Annotated in this window: 16 protein-coding genes; 8 read left to right on the forward strand and 8 right to left on the reverse strand. The window is 46.5% G+C overall.

Translation table 11 applies throughout. The features are described from left to right. Nucleotides 1-38: 38 nt before the first annotated feature. Nucleotides 39-431, reverse strand: coding sequence for a C6orf136 family protein (locus NDI35_RS23825; RefSeq protein ID WP_445314875.1), 393 nt, complete (start codon nucleotides 429-431; stop codon nucleotides 39-41). A gap of 137 nt (nucleotides 432-568) precedes the next feature. Between NDI35_RS23825 and NDI35_RS23830 the strand changes: the two genes are divergently transcribed. Then, nucleotides 569-1177 carry a glutathione S-transferase N-terminal domain-containing protein gene (locus NDI35_RS23830; RefSeq protein WP_445314876.1) on the forward strand — a complete coding sequence of 203 codons (609 nt, stop codon included), beginning with the start codon at nucleotides 569-571 and terminating at the stop codon, nucleotides 1175-1177. Between the two features lie 262 nt (nucleotides 1178-1439). Here the strand turns inward: NDI35_RS23830 and NDI35_RS23835 are convergent, their stop codons facing one another. The 3 genes from NDI35_RS23835 to ahcY all read right to left on the reverse strand — a co-directional run bounded on the left by NDI35_RS23835 (nucleotide 1440) and on the right by ahcY (nucleotide 5085). Further along, entirely contained in the window at nucleotides 1440-2864 is a 1425-nt protein-coding gene (locus tag NDI35_RS23835; RefSeq protein WP_445314877.1) for an NADP-dependent isocitrate dehydrogenase, read from the reverse strand. A gap of 166 nt (nucleotides 2865-3030) precedes the next feature. After that, entirely contained in the window at nucleotides 3031-3633 is a 603-nt protein-coding gene (locus NDI35_RS23840) for a DedA family protein (RefSeq protein WP_333291967.1), read from the reverse strand. A 174-nt stretch (nucleotides 3634-3807) separates the two neighbouring features. Continuing rightward, nucleotides 3808-5085, reverse strand: coding sequence for an adenosylhomocysteinase (gene ahcY / locus NDI35_RS23845; RefSeq protein WP_333035008.1), 1278 nt, complete (start codon nucleotides 5083-5085; stop codon nucleotides 3808-3810). Nucleotides 5086-5445: 360 nt separating this feature from the next. On the opposite strand from ahcY, the gene NDI35_RS23850 reads away from it, so the two are divergent. After that, nucleotides 5446-5721 (forward strand): mechanosensitive ion channel domain-containing protein, encoded by a 276-nt coding sequence (locus NDI35_RS23850; RefSeq protein WP_445314898.1) that lies wholly within the window; start codon nucleotides 5446-5448, stop codon nucleotides 5719-5721. Nucleotides 5722-5750: 29 nt separating this feature from the next. Further along, nucleotides 5751-5966, forward strand: a complete 216-nt coding sequence (locus NDI35_RS23855) for a hypothetical protein (RefSeq protein ID WP_445314878.1) — start codon at nucleotides 5751-5753, stop codon at nucleotides 5964-5966. A 407-nt stretch (nucleotides 5967-6373) separates the two neighbouring features. Here the strand turns inward: NDI35_RS23855 and NDI35_RS23860 are convergent, their stop codons facing one another. Both NDI35_RS23860 and NDI35_RS23865 read right to left on the reverse strand, forming a co-directional pair. Next, nucleotides 6374-7066: a PEP-CTERM sorting domain-containing protein gene (locus NDI35_RS23860; protein WP_445314879.1), complete on the reverse strand. Its 693-nt coding sequence runs from the start codon at nucleotides 7064-7066 to the stop codon at nucleotides 6374-6376. Between the two features lie 623 nt (nucleotides 7067-7689). Next, on the reverse strand, nucleotides 7690-8289 hold the full coding sequence (locus tag NDI35_RS23865; protein ID WP_445314880.1) for a sulfite oxidase-like oxidoreductase: 600 nt from the start codon (nucleotides 8287-8289) through the stop codon (nucleotides 7690-7692). Between the two features lie 310 nt (nucleotides 8290-8599). Here NDI35_RS23865 and NDI35_RS23870 point away from each other — a divergent pair, with 310 nt between their 5' ends. Continuing rightward, on the forward strand, nucleotides 8600-8833 hold the full coding sequence (locus NDI35_RS23870) for a hypothetical protein (RefSeq protein WP_445314881.1): 234 nt from the start codon (nucleotides 8600-8602) through the stop codon (nucleotides 8831-8833). 336 nt (nucleotides 8834-9169) lie between these two features. Here NDI35_RS23870 and NDI35_RS23875 read toward each other — a convergent pair whose 3' ends face one another. Together NDI35_RS23875 and NDI35_RS23880 are read right to left on the reverse strand one after the other, a co-directional pair. Next, the gene (locus tag NDI35_RS23875; protein ID WP_445314882.1) at nucleotides 9170-9868 is read right to left on the reverse strand and encodes a potassium channel family protein; all 699 of its coding nucleotides are present in this window, start codon (nucleotides 9866-9868) and stop codon (nucleotides 9170-9172) included. 140 nt (nucleotides 9869-10008) lie between these two features. Further along, nucleotides 10009-11343 carry a TrkH family potassium uptake protein gene (locus NDI35_RS23880; RefSeq protein WP_445314883.1) on the reverse strand — a complete coding sequence of 445 codons (1335 nt, stop codon included), beginning with the start codon at nucleotides 11341-11343 and terminating at the stop codon, nucleotides 10009-10011. Nucleotides 11344-11565: 222 nt separating this feature from the next. Between NDI35_RS23880 and NDI35_RS23885 the strand changes: the two genes are divergently transcribed. Genes NDI35_RS23885 through NDI35_RS23900 form a run of 4 tightly spaced genes read left to right on the forward strand, consistent with a single transcriptional unit; the run spans nucleotide 11566 to nucleotide 23709 of the window. Continuing rightward, complete coding sequence (locus NDI35_RS23885) at nucleotides 11566-12519, forward strand: methyltransferase domain-containing protein (protein WP_445314884.1); 954 nt, start codon at nucleotides 11566-11568, stop codon at nucleotides 12517-12519. Nucleotides 12520-12554: 35 nt separating this feature from the next. Beyond that, nucleotides 12555-13613: a homogentisate phytyltransferase gene (locus NDI35_RS23890; protein ID WP_445314885.1), complete on the forward strand. Its 1059-nt coding sequence runs from the start codon at nucleotides 12555-12557 to the stop codon at nucleotides 13611-13613. Continuing rightward, entirely contained in the window at nucleotides 13598-13801 is a 204-nt protein-coding gene (locus NDI35_RS23895) for a hypothetical protein (RefSeq protein WP_445314886.1), read from the forward strand. The genes NDI35_RS23890 and NDI35_RS23895 overlap by 16 nt, the downstream gene beginning before the upstream one ends. A 50-nt stretch (nucleotides 13802-13851) precedes the next feature. Continuing rightward, nucleotides 13852-23709, forward strand: a complete 9858-nt coding sequence (locus NDI35_RS23900) for a tetratricopeptide repeat protein (protein ID WP_445314887.1) — start codon at nucleotides 13852-13854, stop codon at nucleotides 23707-23709. Nucleotides 23710-23778 lie beyond the last annotated feature (69 nt).

Below are 23778 nucleotides of genomic sequence, written 5' to 3' on the forward strand. Positions count from 1 at the left end.
ACACTATTTTTTATTGCTAAAAAACCTAAGAAAAATTCTCAAACATTAGTTTTCACAGGAAATACAAGCTGTTTGAGCACATCCAACCGCGAACAGTCCCAGTAATCGATGTGAGAAACAATTAAACCGTCGCTGTTGACTTTCAGTTCGCTCCTACCGGCGATCGCCATTTTCGGTTTCCAAGGTAGCGGTGCGATCCAGCTCAGAGTCCAGCGAGTTTCTATAGTATCTCCCGACTGCGAAATCCCGTGCAAATCGAGATTTACATCCTGAAAAAAAGTCCCCATAAACCCGATCATTTTGCGGTAGCGATCGACTCCTGTAAATCGATTCACCGGGTCTTCAAAATAAACATCTTTTGCATAGATGCTGTAAGTCTGATTATCGGGAAATCTTTGATAATCGTCTTTGAGAATTTCAATAATGTCCATTTCGAGCGATCGTTATTCTTATATTATTAGAATATAATTTTAACACAATAGATCGAAAATCTGCAATTCTCGTCCAAATTGTGATAGTATATCGGGTTATTTCCTGCCTTGCCAACTTTCACCTTAACATCACAACTATGATTGACCTCTACACTTTTACCACACCGAACGGTCGCAAAGTCTCGATCATGCTCGAAGAAATAGGTTTACCCTACAACGTGCACGTCATCGACATCACCAAAAACGACCAATTTAGCCCAGAATTCATCGCAATCAACCCCAACAGCAAAATTCCGGCGATAGTCGATCGAGATAACGGCATCACCGTCTTCGAGTCCGGCGCTATTCTAATCTATCTTGCCGAAAAAAGCGGCAAATTTCTTCCCACAGACAAACAAAAATACTTTCAAGTTATAGAGTGGCTGATGTTTCAAATGGCCAGCGTCGGCCCGATGTTTGGTCAGCTAAACCACTTCAAACGCTTTGCACCCGAACAAATTCCCTATGCGATTGGGCGCTACGAAAAAGAAACCTTGCGCCTCTACGGAGTATTAGACACTCAACTAGCAAAATATGAATACATCTGCGGCGACTATTCTATAGCCGACATTGCTACCTATCCCTGGGTTGCTATTTACGAATTTCAAGGATTAACCCTCGACAACCACCCCCACCTCAAACGTTGGGTAGAAACCTTGCAGAACCGTCCAGCAGTTGAGCGCGGAATGGCTGTTCCATCATTATAAACCCCGCATCTAAATTGTATTTTCGGGAGGGCTAGGAGCAACGGGTCACAAGCAAATTGACTTTTGTGGAACGGGCTAGAAGCCCGTTCTTAATAAACAGCGGGCGGGCTAGGAGCAATGGCCCACAAGCAAGTTGACTTTTGTGGAACAGGCTTCTAGCCAGTTCTGAATAAACAGCGGGCCGGCTAGGAGCAACGGCCCATAAAGCAAGTTTACTGGTTGTGGAACGGGCTTCTAGCCCGTTCAAAAAAAGCCCTCAAACTCAATCCGCGAAATGCTTAATAATCGCCTCAGCAAACTCCGAACACTTCAACTCAGGAACCGGGGGTTCCATCAACCTCGCCAAATCGTAAGTAACTTCACCGTTAGAAATTGCCGCTCCCAAACCCTTCTTAATCAAGTCTGCTGCTTCCTGCCATCCCATGTATTCTAACATCATCACCCCAGACAAAATCAGGGAACCAGGATTGACTTTATCCAAACCAGCGTGTTTAGGTGCAGTGCCGTGAGTCGCCTCAAAAACTGCACATTCATCACCAATATTCGCACCGGGGCCCATGCCCAATCCACCTACAATGGCGGCGGCCGCATCGGATAAATAATCCCCGTTCAGATTCATTGTCGCCAAAATCGAATACTCGGCCGGTCGGGTTTGAATTTGTTGAAAAATACTGTCAGCAATTCGGTCGTTGACCATGATTTTTTCTTTCCACTGACCGCTGCCGTGAGTCTCCCAAATTGCAAACAGAACGTCGGCGACTTCTTGACGAATTTTGGCTTGTTTTTCTGGGGTCAAAGCATCGTATCCCGGATCAATTTGGCGAGCATTATCTTCTAAGCTAATGTCGGGATTTTTTTCTTTGTTGCCCAGAATCCAAGACTCTCTTTCCGTTACGCACTGAGCGCGAAATTCGGTGGTTGCTAATTCGTAACCCCAATCTCGGAAAGCTCCTTCGGTATATTTCATGATGTTACCTTTGTGCACCAAAGTTACTTGCTGCTTTTCTTTTGGCAACCGCAAAGCGTGGGTAATGGCGCGCCGTACTAAACGCTGAGAACCTGTTTTGCTAATGGGTTTAATTCCGATTCCCGAATCAAGGCGAATTTGTTTTTTGCCATGTTCTGGTGTTGCTGGAATTAACTCATTATTGAGGAATTCAATCAATTTTTTGCCGATTTCGCTGCCTTTGGCCCATTCAATTCCGAGGTAAATATCTTCTGTATTTTCCCGGTAAATAATTACATCTAGGAGTTCAGGAGTTTTGTGTAGCGATGGTGTTCCAGCATAATATTTGCAGGGTCGCACGCAGGCGTAAAGGTCAAAGATTTGCCGCAAAGCTACGTTTAGCGATCGAATGCCGCCCCCGATTGGGGTTGTCAGTGGCCCTTTGATGGCGACTCCGTATTCTTTGATGGCGTCTAAGGAATCCTGGGGCAGATATTGGTAAGTACCGTAGACATCGCAGGCTTCGTCGCCTACATAGATTTTAAACCAGTTGATTTTTCGATCGCCACCGTAAGCCTTTTCTACCGCAGCATCCATGACTTTCTGGGATGCAGGCCACAAGTCAACGCCGGTACCGTCGCCGCGAATGAAGGGAATAATCGGGTCATTGGGGACGATCGGCGAACCGTCTTTGAAAGTAATTTTAGAACCTGTTGTTGGGGCGACAATCTTTTCGTACATATCTTAACAGTGGGGATAGGAATGTTCCCTATTTTGCCACGATTGTCTGCCTAAACCTCAATCAATCCTAAATATTTGTATGAATTTTTGATAAATTGATTTTTAACAGCAGATAAACGCAGATAAACGCAGATGTTTTTGGGGATGTCTGCATTTATCTAGGATTTTATTCTTTTTGCATATTCTTCTTCACAATCCACAAAATACACCAGATGACTATAATCACCACAACTATTTTGGAAACCGGGCCCAGATAATCCTCTACAAGTGTATAATTTTCTCCTAGTTTATATCCGGCAAAAGTCAGGAAACTTACCCATAAAAGAGTGCCTCCTGTTGAGTATAGTAAAAAAGGAATTAAAGGCATATTATTGATGCCAGCGGGCAGGGAAATTAGGGTGCGAACTCCGGGTACTAGGCGACACAAAAACACGGCTTTGTTGCCGTGTCTGTTAAACCATCTATTTGCTTTGTCAATATCGGCGCCCGATACTGTGATCCACTTACCGTATTTGTCGGCTAAATTTCTCAAGCGTTCTTCGCTCAATAATTTACCAGCATAGTACCAGGGAAGCGCCCCCAGAACTGTACCGATTACTCCTGCTGCGATCGCCGGTGAAAACTCCATTCTGTTCTGGAATACCGTGAATCCTGCCAGCGGCATAATCAATTCTGAGGGTATGGGAGGGAAAAGATTTTCTAAAAACATCAACAGCCCTATTCCGAGATAGCCCATCGACTGCATTGTGTTAGTTATCCATTCAACCATTTTGATTCACTAATTTGGTAAGAAGAAGTCAGTAGTCATTAGTCATTAGTCATTGCTCGTTCCCCGGCTGTGCCTGGGAACACATATCTAGAGGCTCTGCCTCGACTCCCTATGAGGGAGGCAGAGCCTCCTTGTATTCATTCCCCGGCACAGCCGGGGAACGATAAACGATGATTAAGTTCCCGAAGTCCAAGAGTTTGTGTACTCAATTTGTTCGGCAGTCAAGGTATCAATATGAATACCCATTGCTTCCAATTTGAGACGGGCAATTTCTTTGTCAACTTCTACGGGAATTGAGTGAATACCAGGCTCTAGTTTGCCTTTGTTCGTAACCAGATATTCGCAGGCTAAAGCTTGGTTAGCAAAGCTCATATCCATCACGGCGCTGGGGTGTCCTTCGGCTGCTGCCAAGTTGATCAAACGGCCTTCGCCCAACACAATAATCGATTTGCCATTATTGAGGTGATATTCTTGAGTGAAAGACCGGACTGTTTTCACGTCGGTGCTTTTTGCGCCGAGAGATTTGAGGTCAATTTCAATGTCGAAGTGACCGGAATTGCAAACAATTGCGCCGTCTTTCATTGTCTCGAAATGTTCGGCACGAATGACGTGTTTGTTACCCGTAACGGTAATGAATATATCTCCGACTGTTGCTGCTTCGTCCATCGGCATGACGCGGAAACCGTCCATCACTGCTTCGATCGCCCGAATCGGATCGATTTCGGTGACAATTACGTTAGCACCCATACCACGGGCGCGCAGTGCCGTGCCTTTGCCGCACCAACCATAACCTGCAACCACAATATTTTTACCGGCTAACAAAATATTGGTAGCGCGGATAATGCCGTCTAGGGTAGATTGACCGGTGCCGTAGCGGTTGTCAAAGAAGTGCTTGGTGTCGGCGTCGTTGACGTTCATTGCGGGGAAAGTCAGCACGCCGTCTTTCAACATGGCCCGCAGGCGCACGATGCCTGTGGTAGTTTCTTCGGTAGTTCCGATTAAGTCGGAAATTTGGTTCGGGCGGTGCTGGATTAGTGCGGCTACCACGTCGCTGCCGTCGTCGATGATAATATTGGGGCGGTGGTCTAGGGCTGTGTAGACGTGACGTTCGTAGGTAGCCGCGTCTTCTCCTTTGAGGGCGAAGACGGAAATGCCGTAGTCTTGAACTAAGCAAGCCGCTACGTCATCTTGAGTGCTCAAGGGGTTGCTGGCGATCAGTACGGCGTCGCCACCGCCGAGTTTGATGGCGATCGCCAAATGAGCGGTTTCTGTGGTTACGTGGCAGCAAGCAGCCAAGCGAATGCCAGCGAAAGGCTTTTCTTTAGCGAAGCGTTCTTGAATTTGCCGCAAAACGGGCATTTCCCGGCCGGCCCACTCGATGCGTTGCTTTCCCAAGGGGGCGAGGGACAAGTCTTTGACTTCGTGTTTAATCTTGACGGATGTAGCAACCATGTATGTTATTTCTCAGAAATCATCAAACTTTGTTAGTTTTAGCAGATTAAGTCATCGGCGGGCAAGTGCTGTGATTTTACTCGATCGGGGTCGGCGCTGCTCATCTTAAATTTTGATTGTGTTTTAATGATTAGCGAACGAGTCGATGGAGTCACCGCCACAGTGAGAGTCAAACATTCCTGTCGGCCGATGGATCTCAATCTTTTGTGTTAGCGTGGCATTCTTGAATTATTTGACACTCTCACTTGGGCTGTGGGCAGTTTGAGCGCCTGCCTGATTGCGTTTCCGGCTTGGCGTCCGGCAGATATCATTGGTTTGTTATGACTTGGTTGAGTAGGGATTAGTTTCGCGTTCCAAGACATCTTCAAATACTTTTTAGGGGAAATATTGTTGCTGTTGCACGAACCGTTGCAATTGGGCGATCGGATAATTGTAGAAGGCTTTGAAGGTACTGTTGAAAAGATTTTGCGGCGTTCAACTCAAATTATTAGTGAGCGGGGAGAGCCAGTTATCGTGCCGAAGGCGATCGTATTTACCAATTCAGTGCGGGTACTAACAACCATTACACACAGGCCAACCAACCTGGGTTTAATTTTAGCCTACGAGATCGGCCTTCCTGAGCAATTGAAACATTAGTTAAAGCTATTTCCGAAGTCGAAGGCGTTTTGTCCCAAACAACTCCAGAAGTTGATATTTCAGGCATTAACCAAGATTCTTTGCATCTTATTGTCCCCTATTGGAAGCTGCAGGAACAAGCACAGGTGCGACGGACAAAAACCGTGGTTGTGGTGGCGATTAAAGTAGCGTGCGTCTGGGCGGACATTAAAATTATTCAATCGGTAGCGGTGACTTTGTACGATCGAACAATTTACCGTGAGTGAGTTTTGAATTTTGAGTTGGGAGAGGGAGAGAGTGGGAGAGTGGGAGAGTGGGAAAAATCCTCTTGCTTCACGCCTGACTTCTTCCCTCAACACCCATCCGTAAAATCCGTTAAATCTCGTACACTGCGCGTTCCCGAAATTCACCCTGACATCAAATCCGCGCTTCATCGTCGGGTGTAAAATCGAGTCAACATCCAACACTCAACCATCATTGAGTTTGGCGATCCCGAGTCAACAGCCAACAGTCAACAGTCAACAATCATGAGGAGTGCAACCAGAATTGATATGACTTCTCCCTTCTGACTTTTCAAATCAAGCAAAAGGCGAGCCGATTTCTCATTAGCGCGCCTCCTAATTGAATTTTCTTTTGTAAAACGTAAAAGAGGAGATTGTTCCGGTTGACAAAATCATGAAGTCGTCTTGCTAGCGCGGCGGCGACGCGCGGCAACCAAGCCACCCAAACCGAGAGCCAAACCAGTCATTGTCATCGGTTCGGGAACTGCTTCTGCGCTCACTGTGAAGTCTTGGAAGTCTGCGTCGTTGTTGTTACCGCGATCGTCGAAGCCAATTAGCGTGCCTCCGTTAAACAGAGAAGCGTATCCGTTTGTGAATTGTCCGGCAGCTTGGAAGACGTTCGTGGTTTCTTTGTCGAGTGCGTCCCACACTTGCGATTGCGGGCCAAACACTGCTTGCTGGCTGCCGCTGTTCAACGCTGAGGTCGAGTAGACACTGCCACCCCAGCCGCTGTCGAGTCCCAAAGTGTAAATTTGATTAGCCAGGAATGTGAATACTGCCGAGCCAGAACCCTCGACTGTATTGCCCAGAGTTCCTTTCCATTCGTTTTCCCACTGGTTGTCTGAGGATTTAGTTTCCGAAAACAGGGTGCTAACTAGAGAAACCGCCGAGTCCTTCACGCTGTAGATTCCCAAAGAGGATTGGTACATTCCGTGAGATTGTTTGAAGTTAAACTTGACGCTTGTATCTTGGCTGAATGTGATGCCGTTGGTACCAAAGGAGAAGGCTTGAGCTGGAGCTCCGGCGCCAAACAGAGCTGTGGCGACGGCGGTAGCTGTTAGGGCGGATAAGAGTTTGGTATTCATAACCTGTTCCTTTTGTGCGAGAGTCTTAATAATTTCATTATGCGATACTTTTTTGTATTTGGTTCACTTTAGGTAAAGTTTGACATATTCTTTATCAAGCCTTTACATAACCTTCACAAATGCTGTCTATCGCCTCGGCTCGCGGGCGATCGCTCCCTAATAATACCCACTAAATAATTATAAAAATTGTGGCTTGAAACCTTGCAGCCGCGGGCATGAGAGCGCGGGTCAGACAAACTGATTTGGATCTGGCTTATGCTAATTTTTTATTATATTATCAAGTCTAAATCCTCAACAGCAAACACTTAAGTATAAATACGGTAATATTCGTGGGTACTGACAGTTAAAGGACGTTTCTATTAACCCGAAACTGGGAATATTTGTTTTTTGGGGCTTGTGTAGGGGAGTTAAAGTAGTTTATCTATCGGGTAAATTACGTACAAAATGCGATCGTTGGGTCTAGGTATTTTGGTAATTAAATAGATCCCGTGGCGTGAGATATCCCAAAGATGCGATCGAGGAGATGCAATTTCCGCAGATTGAAGCGGTAAAATACCGGATTGTTCCTCAACAAAGATTGTATAGAGAAGCTGTGGCCCCGTCCTTGCTCCCGATCGACCGCATCAAAAAAGACCGCTGTAGCGTTCCTCGGCCCAAGGTTCGCCCCGCTGGTGGTAGCCGTTGCGTTCCCAAAAACCGAGTTCTTCGGTTTCTGTAAACTCCAGGCCGTTAATCCATTTAGCGCTTTTCCAAGCGTACAAGTGGGGAACTACGAGCCGCATTGGGCCGCCGTGGTCTGCAGATAGAGGTTCGCCGAAGAGGGTGTGGGCGAAAAAGTTTTCTTCTCGGAGGAAGTCGGCGATCGCAATGTTGGTAGTGTAGCCGCCGTAGCAGTGTTCCAGGACGTGCAGAGCTTTTGGATCGACTTCTACATACTTCATAAAATCTGTGACTTTGACTCCCGTCCACTGCACGTCGAGTTTTGACCAGCGGGTGACGCAGTGAAAATCCGCCGTAAAGTTAGTTTGGGGCATAGCCTGGAAGTCCGACCAAGTGAAGATTTTTGGTTGTGCCAATCCCCAGACTTTAAATTCCCAACTCTCTATGCTGACGGAGGGTGTATCGCCGTAGGTCAGGACAGGAAAGCCGTTGGCGAGGTATTGACCCGGGGGGACGCGATCGCTGTTTTCTGATTCTGGCTTGCGAAAAAATTTTCCCAGCATTGATTCACGCTCTACAGTAACTGACTGCAATCCTGAGTATAACTTGCACAGATGAGCGCATCGCAATTCATCTCAAGGTAGAAAGAAAAAGCACTTCTGCCGAAATAAAAATCCCCAAATCCTGCTTGATGCCCGCCTAATTCTGCCTTCGGAGAGAGCAGAAGCTAAAAATTTAAAAAATTTATCACCCCAGCGTATGAATTACCTAACCTTAAATTTTATCGTAATTAATGGTGCATTTCCGAACCTTTGATGTATTGTTACAATATGCTCAGATGCCAGATGTAAAAAATTTGATGGGGTAAAAATCATGATCACAAGTTGCTTGATTCCGTTGACGATCTGCTTAATTGCTTGGTGGGTGACGGCCGGGACTGACAACAGAACGCTAGATGGAATTCCGGCTCCCATAGCTGCAATTATTGGAATGTGTTCGTTAATTTGGTTGGTGGCGGTGTGTCCTTGGCCTGTTGAACTCGCTCTAGTCTTGGCGGTGCTGTTTTTCGGCAAAGCTTATTTGCAAAAAATCTTGAAAGTCGGCTGAATTGTCAGGGCTAGCGCTCCTAGGATTTGCGGGAGCGCGATCGGGTGCTGCTACGTTGTTGAAATTTTCGCTATTTGTCTGGCAATGTTCTGAGAGGGGCTCGCAAAGGCGGAAGCAACCCCAGGATTGGTGAAATTCTATTTAGATATTTCGGTTAAAAATTAGAACATAAAGATCGACAGAGAAACCCGGCCTATCTAAGATAAACCGGGTTGGTAGGGGTCGCAAATTTTCACACATCCCAAAATACTTGCTTAGGACTTAGGCACTTGGAACCCAATAAACCGGGTTTCTGAGTCCAGAAGTGTTGCTGTATGTGCGTGAAATGGCGGGCTGTTAAATTGGCAAGCGATTGATATCTTTATTAGAACCAATTACTACCATCACCTCGCCCTTTCTCAAGCGTTCGCTGGGCTGGGGATTTATCTCGAACTTGTTGTCGGCGCGACCGACTGCTAGCAAGTTCAAACCATACCTGCGCCGGAGTTCCAAATCGGAGATGGTTTTACCGTCAAACTTTTCAGGAACGAGCAACTCAACAATGCTGTGATCTGGGTCGAGGTCAAAGCGTTCTAAAATGCTGGGTTTTGTAAGAAGGCGGGCTAAAGAGCAGCCCATTTCTCGTTCGGGAAAAACTACATGATCTGCGCCGACTTTTTTCAACAGTTTTAAGTGAGTTTCCGAAGAAGCTTTGGCGATTACGTTGCTTACCCCGCCTTCCTTAAGATTTAGGGCGGTGGTAATGCTTTCTCCTAGGTAATTGCCGATCGCAACAATCACTGTTTCAAACTCAAATATACCAGCTTCCTGAAGAGCGCTAGGCTCAGTAGAATCTAACTGCAAAACGTGAGCAGCAATACGATCGTTCAAAGCTTGAGTTACTTTTTTTTCATCGGTGTCAATTCCCAGGACTTCGTAACCCAAACCGTGCAGAGTAGAACACACAGCTTTGCCGAAGCGTCCCAAACCAATAACTGCAAACTGCTTGTTGTCGGCGCGCAAAGTGCGAAAAAAATTTAAAGATGACAGGTTCACTGAATATCCAGCGCTGAGCGTCTTGCTGTTTAAATTTTAGCAGAGACAGCGCCGCCTCCTTTTGGTTTTTAGGTAAGTAGTAAAAGTTGATTTGGGTTGTCACCCATTGTTTAGATTATCAGCAAGTAGGCAGGATTTTTTTATCCCACTAACAAACTTTCCTCAGCATACTTAAAAGACCTGGGTTTTGGATCGCCGAATGCAGCACTCATCAGCAGCAGCACCCCAACCCGACCTATGTACATTGTAGCAATCAAAATCAACTTACCAAGCGCTGACATCTTGACTGTAATCCCTGTGGAAAGGCCGACCGTGGCAAAAGCTGAAACTGCTTCAAATAGCACTTCGATAAATTTTAGTTCGGGATTGGTCAGCTCAATTAAAATTGCAGACGTGAACGCGACCAACAGGGAACCGAAGACTACGCTAATGGTTTTCAGAATCATTGCGGGCGGGATTTGACGCTGATAGCACTCCACATCTTCCTGGCCTTCGAGAACTGCTGTGGTACAGCAAAACAATATCCTAAAAGTTGTGGTTTTGATTCCGCCGCCGGTGCTGCCAGGACTGGCGCCGATAAACATCAGCGCGATCGTCAGAAATAGCGAGGCTTCGCTCATTTGGCCAATGCTAATTGTATTGAACCCCGCCGTGCGGGGAGTAACAGATTGAAACCAAGCTGCCATCACCTTTTGAGGAAAATTTAGAGCGCCGAAAGTGTTTGGGTTGTCGTATTCGAGCACCAAAAAAGCTAGCGTTCCTAAAATTAAAAGGACAGCCGTTGTAGTGGTAACAACTTTGAAGTTCAGGGAAAAAACTGTGCAGATAGGGCTTTTGTTGAAACGATCGCGCAGCCACAGGTACATTTCCATAATTACTTGATAGCCGATTCCCCCAAATATGATTAAACCGCTGACTGTGAAGTTAACCATAGGCGAACTAATGTAGCCGATCAAATTCTCTGAATAGATGCTAAAACCCGCGTTGTTAAAGGAATTAATGCTGTGAAATATAGCCGACCACACACCCTCTTTAAATCCGTATTGGGGGACGAAAACCGTCATCAGCAAAAACACTCCTGTTAATTCAAACAAAAGCGTTGTTGCTAGAATTGACTGCACGAGTTGTACTACGCCGGCTAGCCCGGATTTGTCGAGAGATTGTTGCAGGGCAACTTTGTCTTTCAAGCCAAAGCGGCGGCCCAATAACAGCAGCAAGAAAGTCGTGGCTGTCATGTAGCCCAAGCCTCCTATTTGCACCAGTAAAACTAGGCACAGTTGCCCCCAAAAAGAGTAATATTTTCCCACATCTACAACCGATAAGCCCGTGACGCAGACAGCGGAAGTAGAGGTAAACAGTGCTGTTATTGGATCGCTCCAAGTTCCATCAATTGTGGAAAAAGGCATCATCAGTAAGAGAGCACCTGCGAGGATGACAGCGAGAAAGCCCAAAGCAATGGTTCGCGAGACAGTCATTCGATTTTAGATTTTAGATTTTAGATTTTAGATTTGAGAGGGAACCCACAAATCGATTTTAGATTTGAGGTTTGAGAGGGAACCCACAAATAGATCATCGGGCTTGAAATCAGGACATCTCTGTCTGGCGAAGACCGGAGACAGATCGAACTCAATCGCCAAATTCTATGACAACAGCGGGAAAATAACGGTAGAATTCCTTTAATAACTTGCGATCCGGCGATGACATCAACACTTTACCAGCAAATTCAGCAACTTTACGACGCTTCTAGCGGCTTGTGGGAGCAGGTGTGGGGCGAACATATGCACCACGGTTACTACGGCCCGGATGGCAATTTGAAAAAAGAGCGCCGACAGGCTCAGATAGATTTGATAGAAGAACTGCTGGCTTGGGCTGGAGTACCGTCAGACAAGGCACTGTGTGAATCTTACCGCATTCTCGATGTCGGTTGCGGGATCGGCGGCAGCACGCTGTATTTGACCGAAAAGTTTAGTTCGATCGCTCAAAATAATTTAAAGTTGGATGGGGAGGTCGATCGAGAGGGTAGGCGATCGCCCGAACTAAACAAAACGGGCGCTAGCGTTACAGCGACCGGGATTACTCTGAGTCCGGTACAGGCCAACAGAGCGACCGAACGCGCTAAAATTGCCCATGCTCAAAGCAATGTGAACTTTTTGGTGGCCGATGCTTTGAATATGCCTTTTCCCGACGAGTCCTTCGACTTGGTTTGGTCGCTCGAAAGTGGCGAACATATGCCCGACAAAATTAAGTTTTTGCAGGAATGCTGCCGCGTACTCAAGCCGGGAGGAACTTTGATTTTGGCAACTTGGTGTCACCGCCCGGTGGGAGAAACGGCGGGAGAATTAACTGATGAAGAGAGAAAGCAATTGGCAGAAATTTACCGAGTTTATGCTTTGCCTTATGTGATTTCTTTGCCGGAATACGAGGAAATTGTTCGCAGTTTGCCTTTGACAACTATTCGCAGCGCTGATTGGTCAAAAGCTGTTGCTCCTTTTTGGGATGTGGTGATCGATTCGGCTTTGACTCCGAGCGCGATTTGGGGTTTGCTAACGAGTGGTTGGACGACTATTCAAGCAGCACTTGCTCTCGGATTGATGAGCCGTGGATATCAGAGCGGGTTGATTCGTTTTGGGCTGATTAGTGCTGTAAAATAACAGGCATATATCAGAGGATTTTTGAGTCTTGATGGATGAGTAAGGTGTGCATTGCACACCCTAGAGAATATTATTTGTTTGGTGCGGGTGTGAGATTTATGGGCAATGATTCGATTGGCAAGTCTTGGATTGATAAAAATGGCTCGGCTCCGCAAAGCTGGGTGAGGGCATTTTGGGAGTTTTCTCGGCCGCACACAATTGTGGGTACTAGCTTGAGTGTATTGGCTTTGTACGCGATCGCCGAAAGCACGAGGCTGTTTGTGAATCCTGTATTTGGGCCCCTAGCTTTTGCCTGGTTGGCTTGCATTTGCGGGAATATTTATATTGTGGGATTGAACCAGTTAGAAGATGTTGAAATTGATAAAATAAATAAGCCGTATTTGCCGATCGCATCGGGAGTATTTTCTCGGAAAACCGGGGAATTAATTGTAATTGCAACGGGAATTATAGCAATTTTGACTGCTGTTTTACAAGGTCCGTTTTTGCTGGCTACCGTGGGCGTTAGTTTGGCGATCGGGACTGCTTATTCTCTGCCACCAATTCGGCTGAAACGGTTTCCTTTTTGGGCGGCGCTGTGCATTTTTACGGTGCGGGGTGCGATCGTAAATTTAGGGTTATTTTTACACTTTAATTGGGTGTTGGGTTTGGGAAGGGCGAAAAGCGCTTTTTCTGGCGGGAATTTGCAGAGTGTGTCTTTTGCGATTCCTGCGGAAGTTTGGGTACTGACGGTTTTTGTTGTGGTGTTTACATTTGCGATCGCCATTTTTAAAGATATCCCCGACATGGAAGGGGACAAGCAATATAATATTACTACGTTTACGATTGAGCTGGGCAAGCCGGCCGTCTTTAATTTATCTCGCTGGGTGTTGACGGTTTGTTATTTGGGCGCGACTTTGGCGGGAGCGATCGTATTGTCTAATGTTAATTTAGTGTTTCTGGCAGTTTCTCATTTGGCGGCTTTGGGTTTGATGTGGTTTTGGAGCACCAAAGTTGATTTGGACGATAAAATAGAAATTGCTGCATTTTATCAGTTTATCTGGAAGTTGTTTTTCTTAGAATATCTGATTTTTCCGGCAGCTTGTTTGTTGGGGTAGAAGGGGAAGAAGAAAGTTCGGCAACGGATTCTGTAACGGATGTAACGGATGTAACGGATGTAACGGATGTAACGGATGTCCCGAAGAAGGAAGGGGGAAGAAGGAAGAAGGAAGAAGGAAGAAGGAAGGGGGAAGAAGGAAGGGGGAAGGGGGAAGAAGGAAGAAAGAAGGAAGAGTTAACAAATTAGAAAAAGCTGGCAATTACAACTGAGCCAACTCCCAAACAACCAAGACAACTATGGCTTCTCAAAAAAAATCGCGGAAATCTGCCTGCAAACTGGGTGCCGAAGACTCTTTGAAATTAGCTTGGGAACATCACCAAGCGGGACGTTTGTTAGACGCTGAGAATTTGTACCGGCAAATAATAGAAGTGCAGCCGGAATCAGCAAACGTGCTGTGTTTGTTGGGAATAGCGGCGAGACAGCAGGGAAAAATTGCAGAGGCGATCGACTTTTACGAAAAGGCGATCGCCCAAAACCGCGATTTTGTAGAAGCACATTTAAATAAGGCTAATCTTTTACTGGATGTAGGCGAGTATCAAAGGGCGATCGCCAGTTACGAACAAGTAATCACAATCCAGCCAAATTCCGCACTTGCCTACAATAATTTGGGCTGGATTAAACAGCAATTAGGCGAAATAGACGCGGCTATTTTATATTACCAAACAGCGTTGCGACTCGACCCCAACCTGCACGAAACAGCGCACAATTTAGGACATTTATGTAAACAAAAAAATCAATTAAACGAGGCAATAGCTTATTACCTCCACGCTTTAAAAATAAATCCAAATTTGACATATTCTCTGATGGGCTTGGGAACAGTTTTGCAGCAGCAAGGTAAATTAGCCGAAGCTTTCAACTGCTACCAGCAAGCTGTAAAACTAGATCCAAACAATCCCGAAGCTCACAACAATGTAGGAGCATTTTTCCACGAACAAGGCAATGCAAAAGCAGCAATATGCCACTACCGACAAGCATTAAACTTAAAGCCCGACTTCGTGGAGGCTATTAACAATCTCGGACACGCTTTGGTCGATTTAGGAGAGTTTCAAGAGGCTTTTTCTTGTCACAGTCGAGCTTTGGAATTGCAGCCAGACAACGCCACCGCACACCTGGAATTAGGTTTAACTTTGCTATTGTTCGGAGATTTTCAGCGCGGTTTTGCTGAATACGAGTGGCGGTGGCGCACTCCTCAACTACAACCGAGGCAATTTAAACAGCCGGTTTGGGATGGTTCGGATTTGCAGGGAAAAACTATTTTACTGCACGTCGAGCAAGGCTTTGGCGATTCTATTCAGTTTATTCGCTACGCCCCGATTCTTCGCAGCCGAGGTGCTAAAGTTATGGTGGCTTGCTATCCAGAACTGATGCGGTTGTTTGCGACAGTTGCTGGTATTGAATATTTATCAGTTAGTTTGGAAGGTTTGCCAGAATTTGACGTTCACGCGCCGCTGATGAGCTTGCCGCGAATTGTCGGGACAACTCTGGAAACAATACCGGCAAATGTTCCTTATTTATATCCGCCTGCTGAGTGCAAATTTGCGCTTTCTTCGGATGCAAAATTGAAGGTAGGGATTGTTTGGGCGGGGAGTCCGCAGCGCCGGAAAGACAATCAGCGTTCTTGCAGCTTGAGCGATTTTATTCGATTTTTGGATGTTCCGGGAATTGCTTTTTATAGTTTACAAAAAAACTTGTCCCAGAGCGATCGCACTTTGTTGAACCAACACTTAGTGCCGGATTTAACTCCGCATTTGAACGACTTTGCTGATACCGCTTCGGCTATATCTCAACTGGATTTAGTCATTAGTGTCGATACGGCTGTGGCGCACTTAGCCGGTGCTTTAGGAAAACCAGTTTGGGTGCTGCTTTCTTTTGCTCCTGACTGGCGTTGGCTGCTGGATCGTGAAGATAATCCTTGGTATCCAACTGCGAGGCTTTTCCGCCAAAGTCAGCCGGAAAGTTGGCAAGAATTGTTTGAGGAAGTACAGGCGGCTTTGAGCTTATTTGCGATCGCCAATACTGCTAGTTATTCCGAGGATTCTGCCCACAAGCAGCTTGACTTCGTTTCGCTCGCAATGAGTGCTAATCATACGGCTTCCCTCGATTATGTGGCGCTCACAATGACAGATGCAAGCGTGGTTAAAGAGAGTAAACAAATATTTGTGATGGCGAGCGAAGGCTTAGCAGAAGGCTCCGCAGCTAAGCAATCGCAGGGAATTGAGACATCGGTTGCGATCGCAACGGGTGGGGATAACCCGGTTGTTTTAGAGGATTTATTGCGACAAGCAGAACACTTAATGGAAACAGGAGATCGGGAAGAGGCGATCGCCCTTTACGAACACATCATATATCTTGAGCCAAATTGCGTTCAAGCGCGGATTAATTTTGGTTTTCTCAAGCAGGAAAATGGCGAATTGGAAGCCGCTATCCCCCATTACCGAGAAGCTTTAGCCATCGATCCAAATATTCCTCAAACAGCTTACAACTTGGCAAAGATTTTTGAGGAACAAGGTCAAGTGGAAGAGGCTATCGCACATTACGAGCAAGCTCTTGTAGCTCAACCGGATTTCGTACCCGCCCTGATTAATTTAGCCGTGGCGCTGCAAGAAAAAGGCGAACTTTTAGAGGCTGTAAACCTTTATAGACGAGCGCTGGAAATTCATCCGCATAGCTGGGAAGCTTACAACAATCTGGCAACAGTGTTGCAAGAACAGGGCAATTTAGAAGAGGCGCTGGAGTATTATCACAAAGCTCTAGAATTGCTGCCGGATTTTGTGGAAGCTATCAACAATTTAGGCAGGACATTTCTGGAAAAAGGCGCGGTAGAAGATGCGATATCCTGCTACAGACGAGCAATTCATTTAAGTCCTAATCACGCTAGCGCTCACCTGAATTTATCCTTGGCTTTGCTGTTGGTGGGAGATTTGGAAAATGGTCTCGCTGAATACGAGTGGCGCTGGCAAATCAAAGAATTTCACACTGGTCACTCGTGTTTTTTGACGGGGCCGGATAATACTGTTTCGGCGAGAGAATACCGACCGCTGTGGGACGGTTCTGATTTGGTGGGAAAGACTATTTTGCTGCACGCCGAACAAGGTTTAGGCGATTCGCTTCAGTTTATCCGCTACGCTGCGATCGTCAAAAAGAAAGGCGGTAGGGTCATTGTTGGCTGTTACCCGCAATTGCACCGTTTATTTGCAACGGTTGATGGCATTGATTTGCTAATAGTTAAAGGCGAGCCACTGCCGGAATTTGACGTGCAAGCGCCGATGTTGAGTTTGCCGTATATTCTGCGTACAAAGCTGGAAACAATACCGGCAAATACTGCTTATTTATCTCCGCCTGCGGGTGCTGAATTTACGCTTCTGCCCGATCGGACTTTGAAAGTTGGCATTGTCTGGGCGGGGAATCCAAAACACCGCAAAAACAAGCAGCGTTCGTGCAGTTTAAGCCAGTTTCTGCCGCTTTTAGAGGTTTCGGGGGTAAGTTTTTACAGCTTGCAGAAAGAGGTTTCCGAGGCCGATCGCGCGCTGTTGAATCAAACGTCGATCGTAGATTTGAGCCCGTATTTTGGCGATTTGGCCGATACTGCGGCTGCGATCGCCAAACTGGATTTAGTCATTAGTGTCGATACCGCTGTCGCCCATTTGGCGGGCGCTTTGGGCAAACCAGTGTGGATTTTGCTGGCGTTTTCGCCGGATTGGCGGTGGCTGCTGGAGCGCGAAGATAGTCCTTGGTATCCGACGGCGCGGCTGTTCCGGCAGCATCAGCGGGGCGACTGGGAGGATGTTTTCGATCGGGTGGCGGAAGCTCTAGGCGCGGTTGCTGCAGCATTTGTGCCGTCGGATTCGGCGGATGCAGAGTTTCGGTTGGGGGTGGATTTGCAACAGCAAGCCGATTTGGGCGGTGCGATCGAATGTTATGAGCGAGCGATCGCGATCGATCCTAATTACGCAGCCGCGCACAGCAATTTAGGCGTTGTCAAACAGCAAGCGGGCAGGCTCCCAGAGGCGATCGCGCACTACCGACAAGCGCTAGCAATCGACGGGAATTTGGCGGAAACTGCGAGCAATTTGGGCAGCGCGCTCGCGGAAGCAGGAGAGACTGAAGAGGCGATCGCACAATATGAGCGGGCGCTTTCTTTGAACCCGAATTGCGCGGAAGCGCTGATTAATTTGGGCCTGTTGCGGGAAGAGCAAGGGGATGTGGCGGAGGCTATAAGCTGCTACGAGCAAGCGATTCAAGTCAATCCTAACTGCGCGGTGGCTTATTTGAATTTGGGAATTGCTTTGGAGGCACAAGGGGAGGAAGCGGGCGCGAATTACGAACAGGCGATCGCGAATTATGAACGGGCGATCGCGATCGATCCAAATTATGTGGAGGCCCTGCACAACTTAGCATACGCCTCGATCCGACAGGGCAAAATTGACCGCGCGATCGCATACTACGAGCGATCGACTGCACTGCAACCGGATTTAGCAGAAACTCTGATCGGTTTGGGGAGTTCCCTGCAACAGCAAGACAAGTTAGATGAGGCTCTAGCTGTTTGCCAGCAAGCGATTCAGCAATTGCCAGCCAGCGCACAGGCTCACTGCAATCTGGGAATTGTCCTGCACAAACAGGGCAAAATTGAAGATGCGATCGGTTGCTATCAGCAAGCTTTGAGCCTGAAACCCGACTTTCCTGAAGCTTTGAACAATCTTGGCAAAGCTTTTGAGGAATCGGGAAAAATGGCAGAGGCGATCGATTGTTACCGTGGGGCGATCGAACTCAAACCCGGTTATATCAATCCCCTCACCAATTTGGGAACTGCTTTGCACGATCGCGGCCAATTTGCAGATGCTGTCACCTGCTACAGCCAAGCAGTTAAATTTAATGTCGGCCATCCTGAATCTCACCTAAATTTAGGTTTAGCGTTGCTGCTGGCGGGAGACTTTCAGCGCGGTTTTTACGAGTACGAATGGCGGCTCCTAGTTAAAGAAAAACAGTTCCGCTCCCACAACTTTATTCAGCCGCTTTGGGATGGCAAAGATTTGCAGGGAAAAACTATTTTGCTTTGCCCGGAACAAGGTTTAGGCGATGCAATTCAGTTTATCCGCTACGCAGATTTAGTCAAGCAAAAAGGCGGTAGGGTAATTGTTTGGTGTTTGCCGCACTTGCAGCGCTTGTTTGCACAAGTTTCGGGAATCGATGGGCTAATAGTTAATCCAGAGGATGCGCCGGATTTTCAAGTTCAGGCGCAGCTAATGAGTTTGCCACACCTTCTGGGAACAACTTTAGAAACTATACCGGCGAAAGTTCCTTATTTAGCTCCGCCGCCCGGTTGGGAATTTACTCTCAATCCAACTACTAATTTGAAAGTGGGGATTGTGTGGTCTGGAAATCCTAAAAATTCCCAAAATAAGGTGCGATCGTTACCCTTAAATTTGTTGACAAAACTGTTAGATATTCCGGGAGCAGATTTTTACAGTTTGCAACAGGAAATGACAGCAGACGATCGCGCTTTGTTAGAGCCAATGCCTGTAACAGATTTAAGCTCTTATTTGCACGACTTGGCGGATACTGCGGCGGCAATTTCCGCTCTGGATTTAGTGATTTCTGTAGATACTTGTGTGGCACACTTGGCTGGTGCTTTGGGCAAACCCGTGTGGATTTTGCTCTGTTTTGTGCCGGATTGGCGGTGGATGTTGCAACGCGAAGATAGTCCTTGGTATCCCACGGCGCGGCTGTTTCGGCAGTCAACAGCGGGAGATTGGGAAGGAGTTTTAGCTCGGGCTGCTTTGGCGCTGAGAGAAAGAATTTGTCAGCATCAAAAAGCTCTACCGCAAATAGAAACTCAAACTAATATTGAACTATCTCAAAAACAGTTCACTCAGGGCAATATTCTCAAGTTGCAAGGAAGATTTTCCGAGGCGATAGTTTATTTTAAAAATGCTTTGGTTTTGCAGCCGAATTCGATAGAGGCTACCACTAATTTGGCAGTAACGCTGCACCAAACAGGCAATTTAGCCGAAGCTGCCGCCTATTATCAGCGCGCGATAGAAATCGACCATAATTGCGCTCAATCTCACAATAACTTGGGTATTTTGCTGCAAGATCAAGGCAATATAATGGCTGCTATATCTTGCTTTCAAAAGGCGATCGCCCTGAATCCCGTTTACGTCAAAGCTCTCAACAATCTCGGCGCGATACTCCAGCAGCAGGGCGAGTTGCCGAGTGCGATCGCGTGTTTTCATCAAGCACTTTCTGTCAATTCCAATTACGTGCCTGCGCTGGTAAATTTGGGTGCGGCGATGCAAACACAATCTCAGCTAGACGACGCTGAACGGCTGTACGAGCGTGCAATTGGAGTAGAACCAAACAATCCTACAGGGCACTATCACCTGGGAACGTTATGCTTGGGGGCGGGAAAAATAGAACAGGCAATTTCGAGCTTGGAACGAGCCATATCTTTGAACCCTAATTATCTAGAATCTCTTACTAATTTAGGCAGTGCTGTTGAACAATTAGGAGACGTAAATCGAGCAATTTGGTGTTACAGGAAAGCTATCGAACTTGATGGAAATTGTGTTAAAGCTCACTTCAATTTAAGCTTAGTCTTGCTGTTGACTGGTGACTGGTCGCGCGGTTTAGCAGAATACGAGTGGCGGTGGCAAACAGAACAGGCGAAAAAATTGCCACGGTTGAATTTTAACCAACCAGTTTGGGACGGTTCAGATTTGAATGGGCAAACTATTTTGCTCCGCTCCGAACAAGGTTTGGGCGATGCCATTCAATTTGTGCGATACGCCGCAATTGTGCAGCAAAAAGGCGGCAAAGTAATCCTTTCTTGCTATCACGAACTGAAGCGTTTATTTAAGCAGATTCCTGGGATTGAACAAGTGGTGATTCGGATGGATGAATTGCCGAATTTCCAAGTGCAAGCACCGCTGATGAGTTTGCCGTATATTCTCGAAACAAATTTAGAAAATATACCGACAAATGTTCCTTATTTAGCTGCGCCGCCGAATTGGCAATTTTCTCTAAATTCCGATGGTCAGTTTAAAGTTGGGATTGCGTGGGCGGGAAGTGCGGAACATTTGAAGGATTTTCAGCGATCGAGCGATTTAAGCTATTTCCTGCAATTGTTAGATATTCCCGGTGTAAGTTTTTACAGTCTTCAGAAAGAAGTGTCTGCTGACAATCGTAGTTTGTTAACTCAAATTCCCGTGATAGATTTGAGCGACAATTTGAACGATTTTGCCGATACGGCGGCAGTGATATCGCAACTAGATTTAGTAATTTGCGTGGATACCGCTGTCGCGCACTTAGCCGGTGCTTTGGGTAAACCCGTATGGATTTTGCTGTGTTTTATGCCGGATTGGCGGTGGATGTTGGAACGCGAAGACAGTCCTTGGTATCCGACGGCGCGACTGTTTCGGCAGCAAACACCGGGCGATTGGGAGGAAGTATTGGATCGCGTAAAAATAGCCTTAAAACACCTAATCTCTATTCGTTACCCGGCTGTGCCTGGTAACGCAGATCCAGAGGCTCCGCCTCGATTTTCTTTATCGCCCGCACAGGTACAATTTCACATAGCAAATGCCTTAGAAAAACAAGGTAAAAAAGCAGAGGCAGCCGCTCGTTACGAACAAGTAATTGCCGCCTCACCTAGCCACGCCGAAGCCCACAGTTATTTAGGTTATCTCAAACAGGAAAACGGGCAAATAGGCGAGGCTATTTCGCACTACAAACAAGCGCTAGAAACCAATCCCAACCTGAGCGAAACAAACTTATACTTGGGTTCTGCCCTCGAAGAACAGGGACAAGTCGCAGAGGCGATCGACTTTTATAATAAGGCAATTCAACTACGTCCCAACTCCCCAAATTGGCGCTTGAGACTAGCATTAGCTTTGCTTTTAACTGGGAATTTTGATGCTGGTTTTGCAGAGTACGAATCGCGCTGGCAAACTCAACAATTGGATCGGCGCTCTTTTGAGAAACCACTTTGGGACGGCTCGGATTTGCAGGGAAAAACAATTTTATTGCACCCTGAACAAGGTTTTGGCGATACGATACAGTTTATCCGCTACGCTCCTTTAGTTAAGCAAAAAGGTGGCAAAATTATTGTTGCTTGTCATGTGTTGCTGAAGCGTTTATTTGAAGGAATTGCAGGAGTCGATCGAGTAGGAGTCAGGCCGAGCGATTTGATAGATTTTCAAGTGCAAGCCCCGCTGCTAAGTTTGCCCAGAATTCTGGGAACGACTTTGGAAAATATACCGGCGAATATTCCTTATTTAGCTCCGCCACAGGATTTTAAATTTTCCCTACAGCCGAACAATAAACTAAAAGTAGGTATTGTGTGGGCAGGCGGCCCGCTGCACCGCAACAATCATCGGCGATCGTGTAAATTGAGCGATTTTCTGAAATTTGTAGATGTTCCGGGAGTGAGTTTTTACAGTCTTCAGAAAGATTTGTCAGCGGGGGATTCCCTACAGGATAGCTGCGCTTCACGCACTTTATTAAAGCAGCACCAAATTGAAGATTTGAGCGAACATTGCGTCGATTTTGCCGACACAGCAGCAATTATTTCGCAACTCGATTTAGTAATTTGCGTAGATACTTCTGTCGCGCATTTGGCCGGTGCTTTGGGCAAACCCGTCTGGATTTTGCTGTCTTTTGTTCCCGATTGGCGCTGGATGCTGGAACGCGAAGATAGCCCTTGGTATCCCACTGCGCGGTTGTTTAGGCAGCAAAAAGCCGGTGATTGGGATGGAGTTTGCGATCGTATAAAAGCAGCCTTAGAAGAGTTAATTTCTAGTTCTATAAAAGCGGACACCGGGGCACCACCTCTACAATCTACTCGTTCCCAGGCTCAGCCTGGTAACGCCAATCCAGAGGCTCAGCCTCAAATCCAACCCCCAGAAACTCCCGCACAAATTACCGGAATCGGCATTACTTGGCCCCTCAGTATAACCAGCGGCTGGGGAATTTACGCCCTGAATTTAACCCTACAACTGCGGCAAAAGCCCGCCTGGGAAGTTGCACTTTTAGCACCGCCATCAATCACCTCCGAATCGATGAATCCGCTGCATAAATCCCTGTTACTACCTGTAATTGAAAAGCAAAAAAGTTTTCAGGAATTAGTAGGAGCAAATTCCGACAAACAAATCAGTTGTAATTTTCCCGTACTTTACGCTTTGGGGAATAATTTAGCATCCTCTGGAGTAGACAATCAAATTACCAGCGCTTGTCAAATAGGAGTCATATTTTTTGAAGACACGCGAATCACAGCAGAAGCACTAGAAACAGCCAAAAAATATAGCGCGATTGTCGCAGGTTCCAACTGGAATGCGGATGTTTTGAAAAGCTGTGGCTTGACTAATGTGGCGATGGTACATCAAGGAATTGACCCAACAATTTTCCATCCTGCACCTAAATCTAATCTATTTGGCGATCGCTTCGTCATTTTCTCCGGCGGCAAACTGGAATATCGCAAAGGTCAAGATATTGTAATTGCCGCTTTCAAACGATTTCGCGCCAAACATCCAGAGGCTTTGTTACTAACAACATGGCACAACTTCTGGCCTCAGTATATGCTAGGAATCGAACAAACCGGAAACGTTGCGGGACTTCCCAATATCAACTGCGACGGAAGTTTAGGAATTTCCCAATGGTTAGTGGCTAATGGTTTGCCGGTTGACTCTTTTATCGACATCGGCTTAATTCCCAATCACCTCGCGGGACAAATTTTGCGAGAAGCCGACTGTGCTGTTTTCACTAACCGCTGCGAAGGTGGCACTAATTTAGTCGCGATGGAAAGTATGGCCTGCGGAATTCCGACTATTTTATCAGCAAACACTGGTCATTTAGACTTGATTTACAGCAACATTTGCTATCCTTTATGGAGTCAAGGACGAGTTAAACTTACTGCTCCTTTTTCCGGTGTAGAAGGTTGGGGAGAGTCTGAGGTTGCAGAAGTTGTCGAGGCTTTGGAACAAGTTTATACTAATCGCGAAGAATCAAAACGGATCGGTTTAGCGGCGGCTAACTATATGCTGGATTGGACTTGGGAAAAACAGGTTAAGCGTTTTTTGGATGTGATTGCCGATATGTAGATAACACTAAAGTCCTGACTAGAAAATTTAGGAAAATTGTTCGTAGTAAAGACTTTAGTCCTTATAAAA

Origin of the sequence: Microcoleus vaginatus FACHB-2002, from assembly GCF_040004035.1 — a bacterium.
GTDB lineage: Bacteria > Cyanobacteriota > Cyanobacteriia > Cyanobacteriales > Microcoleaceae > Microcoleus > Microcoleus vaginatus_C.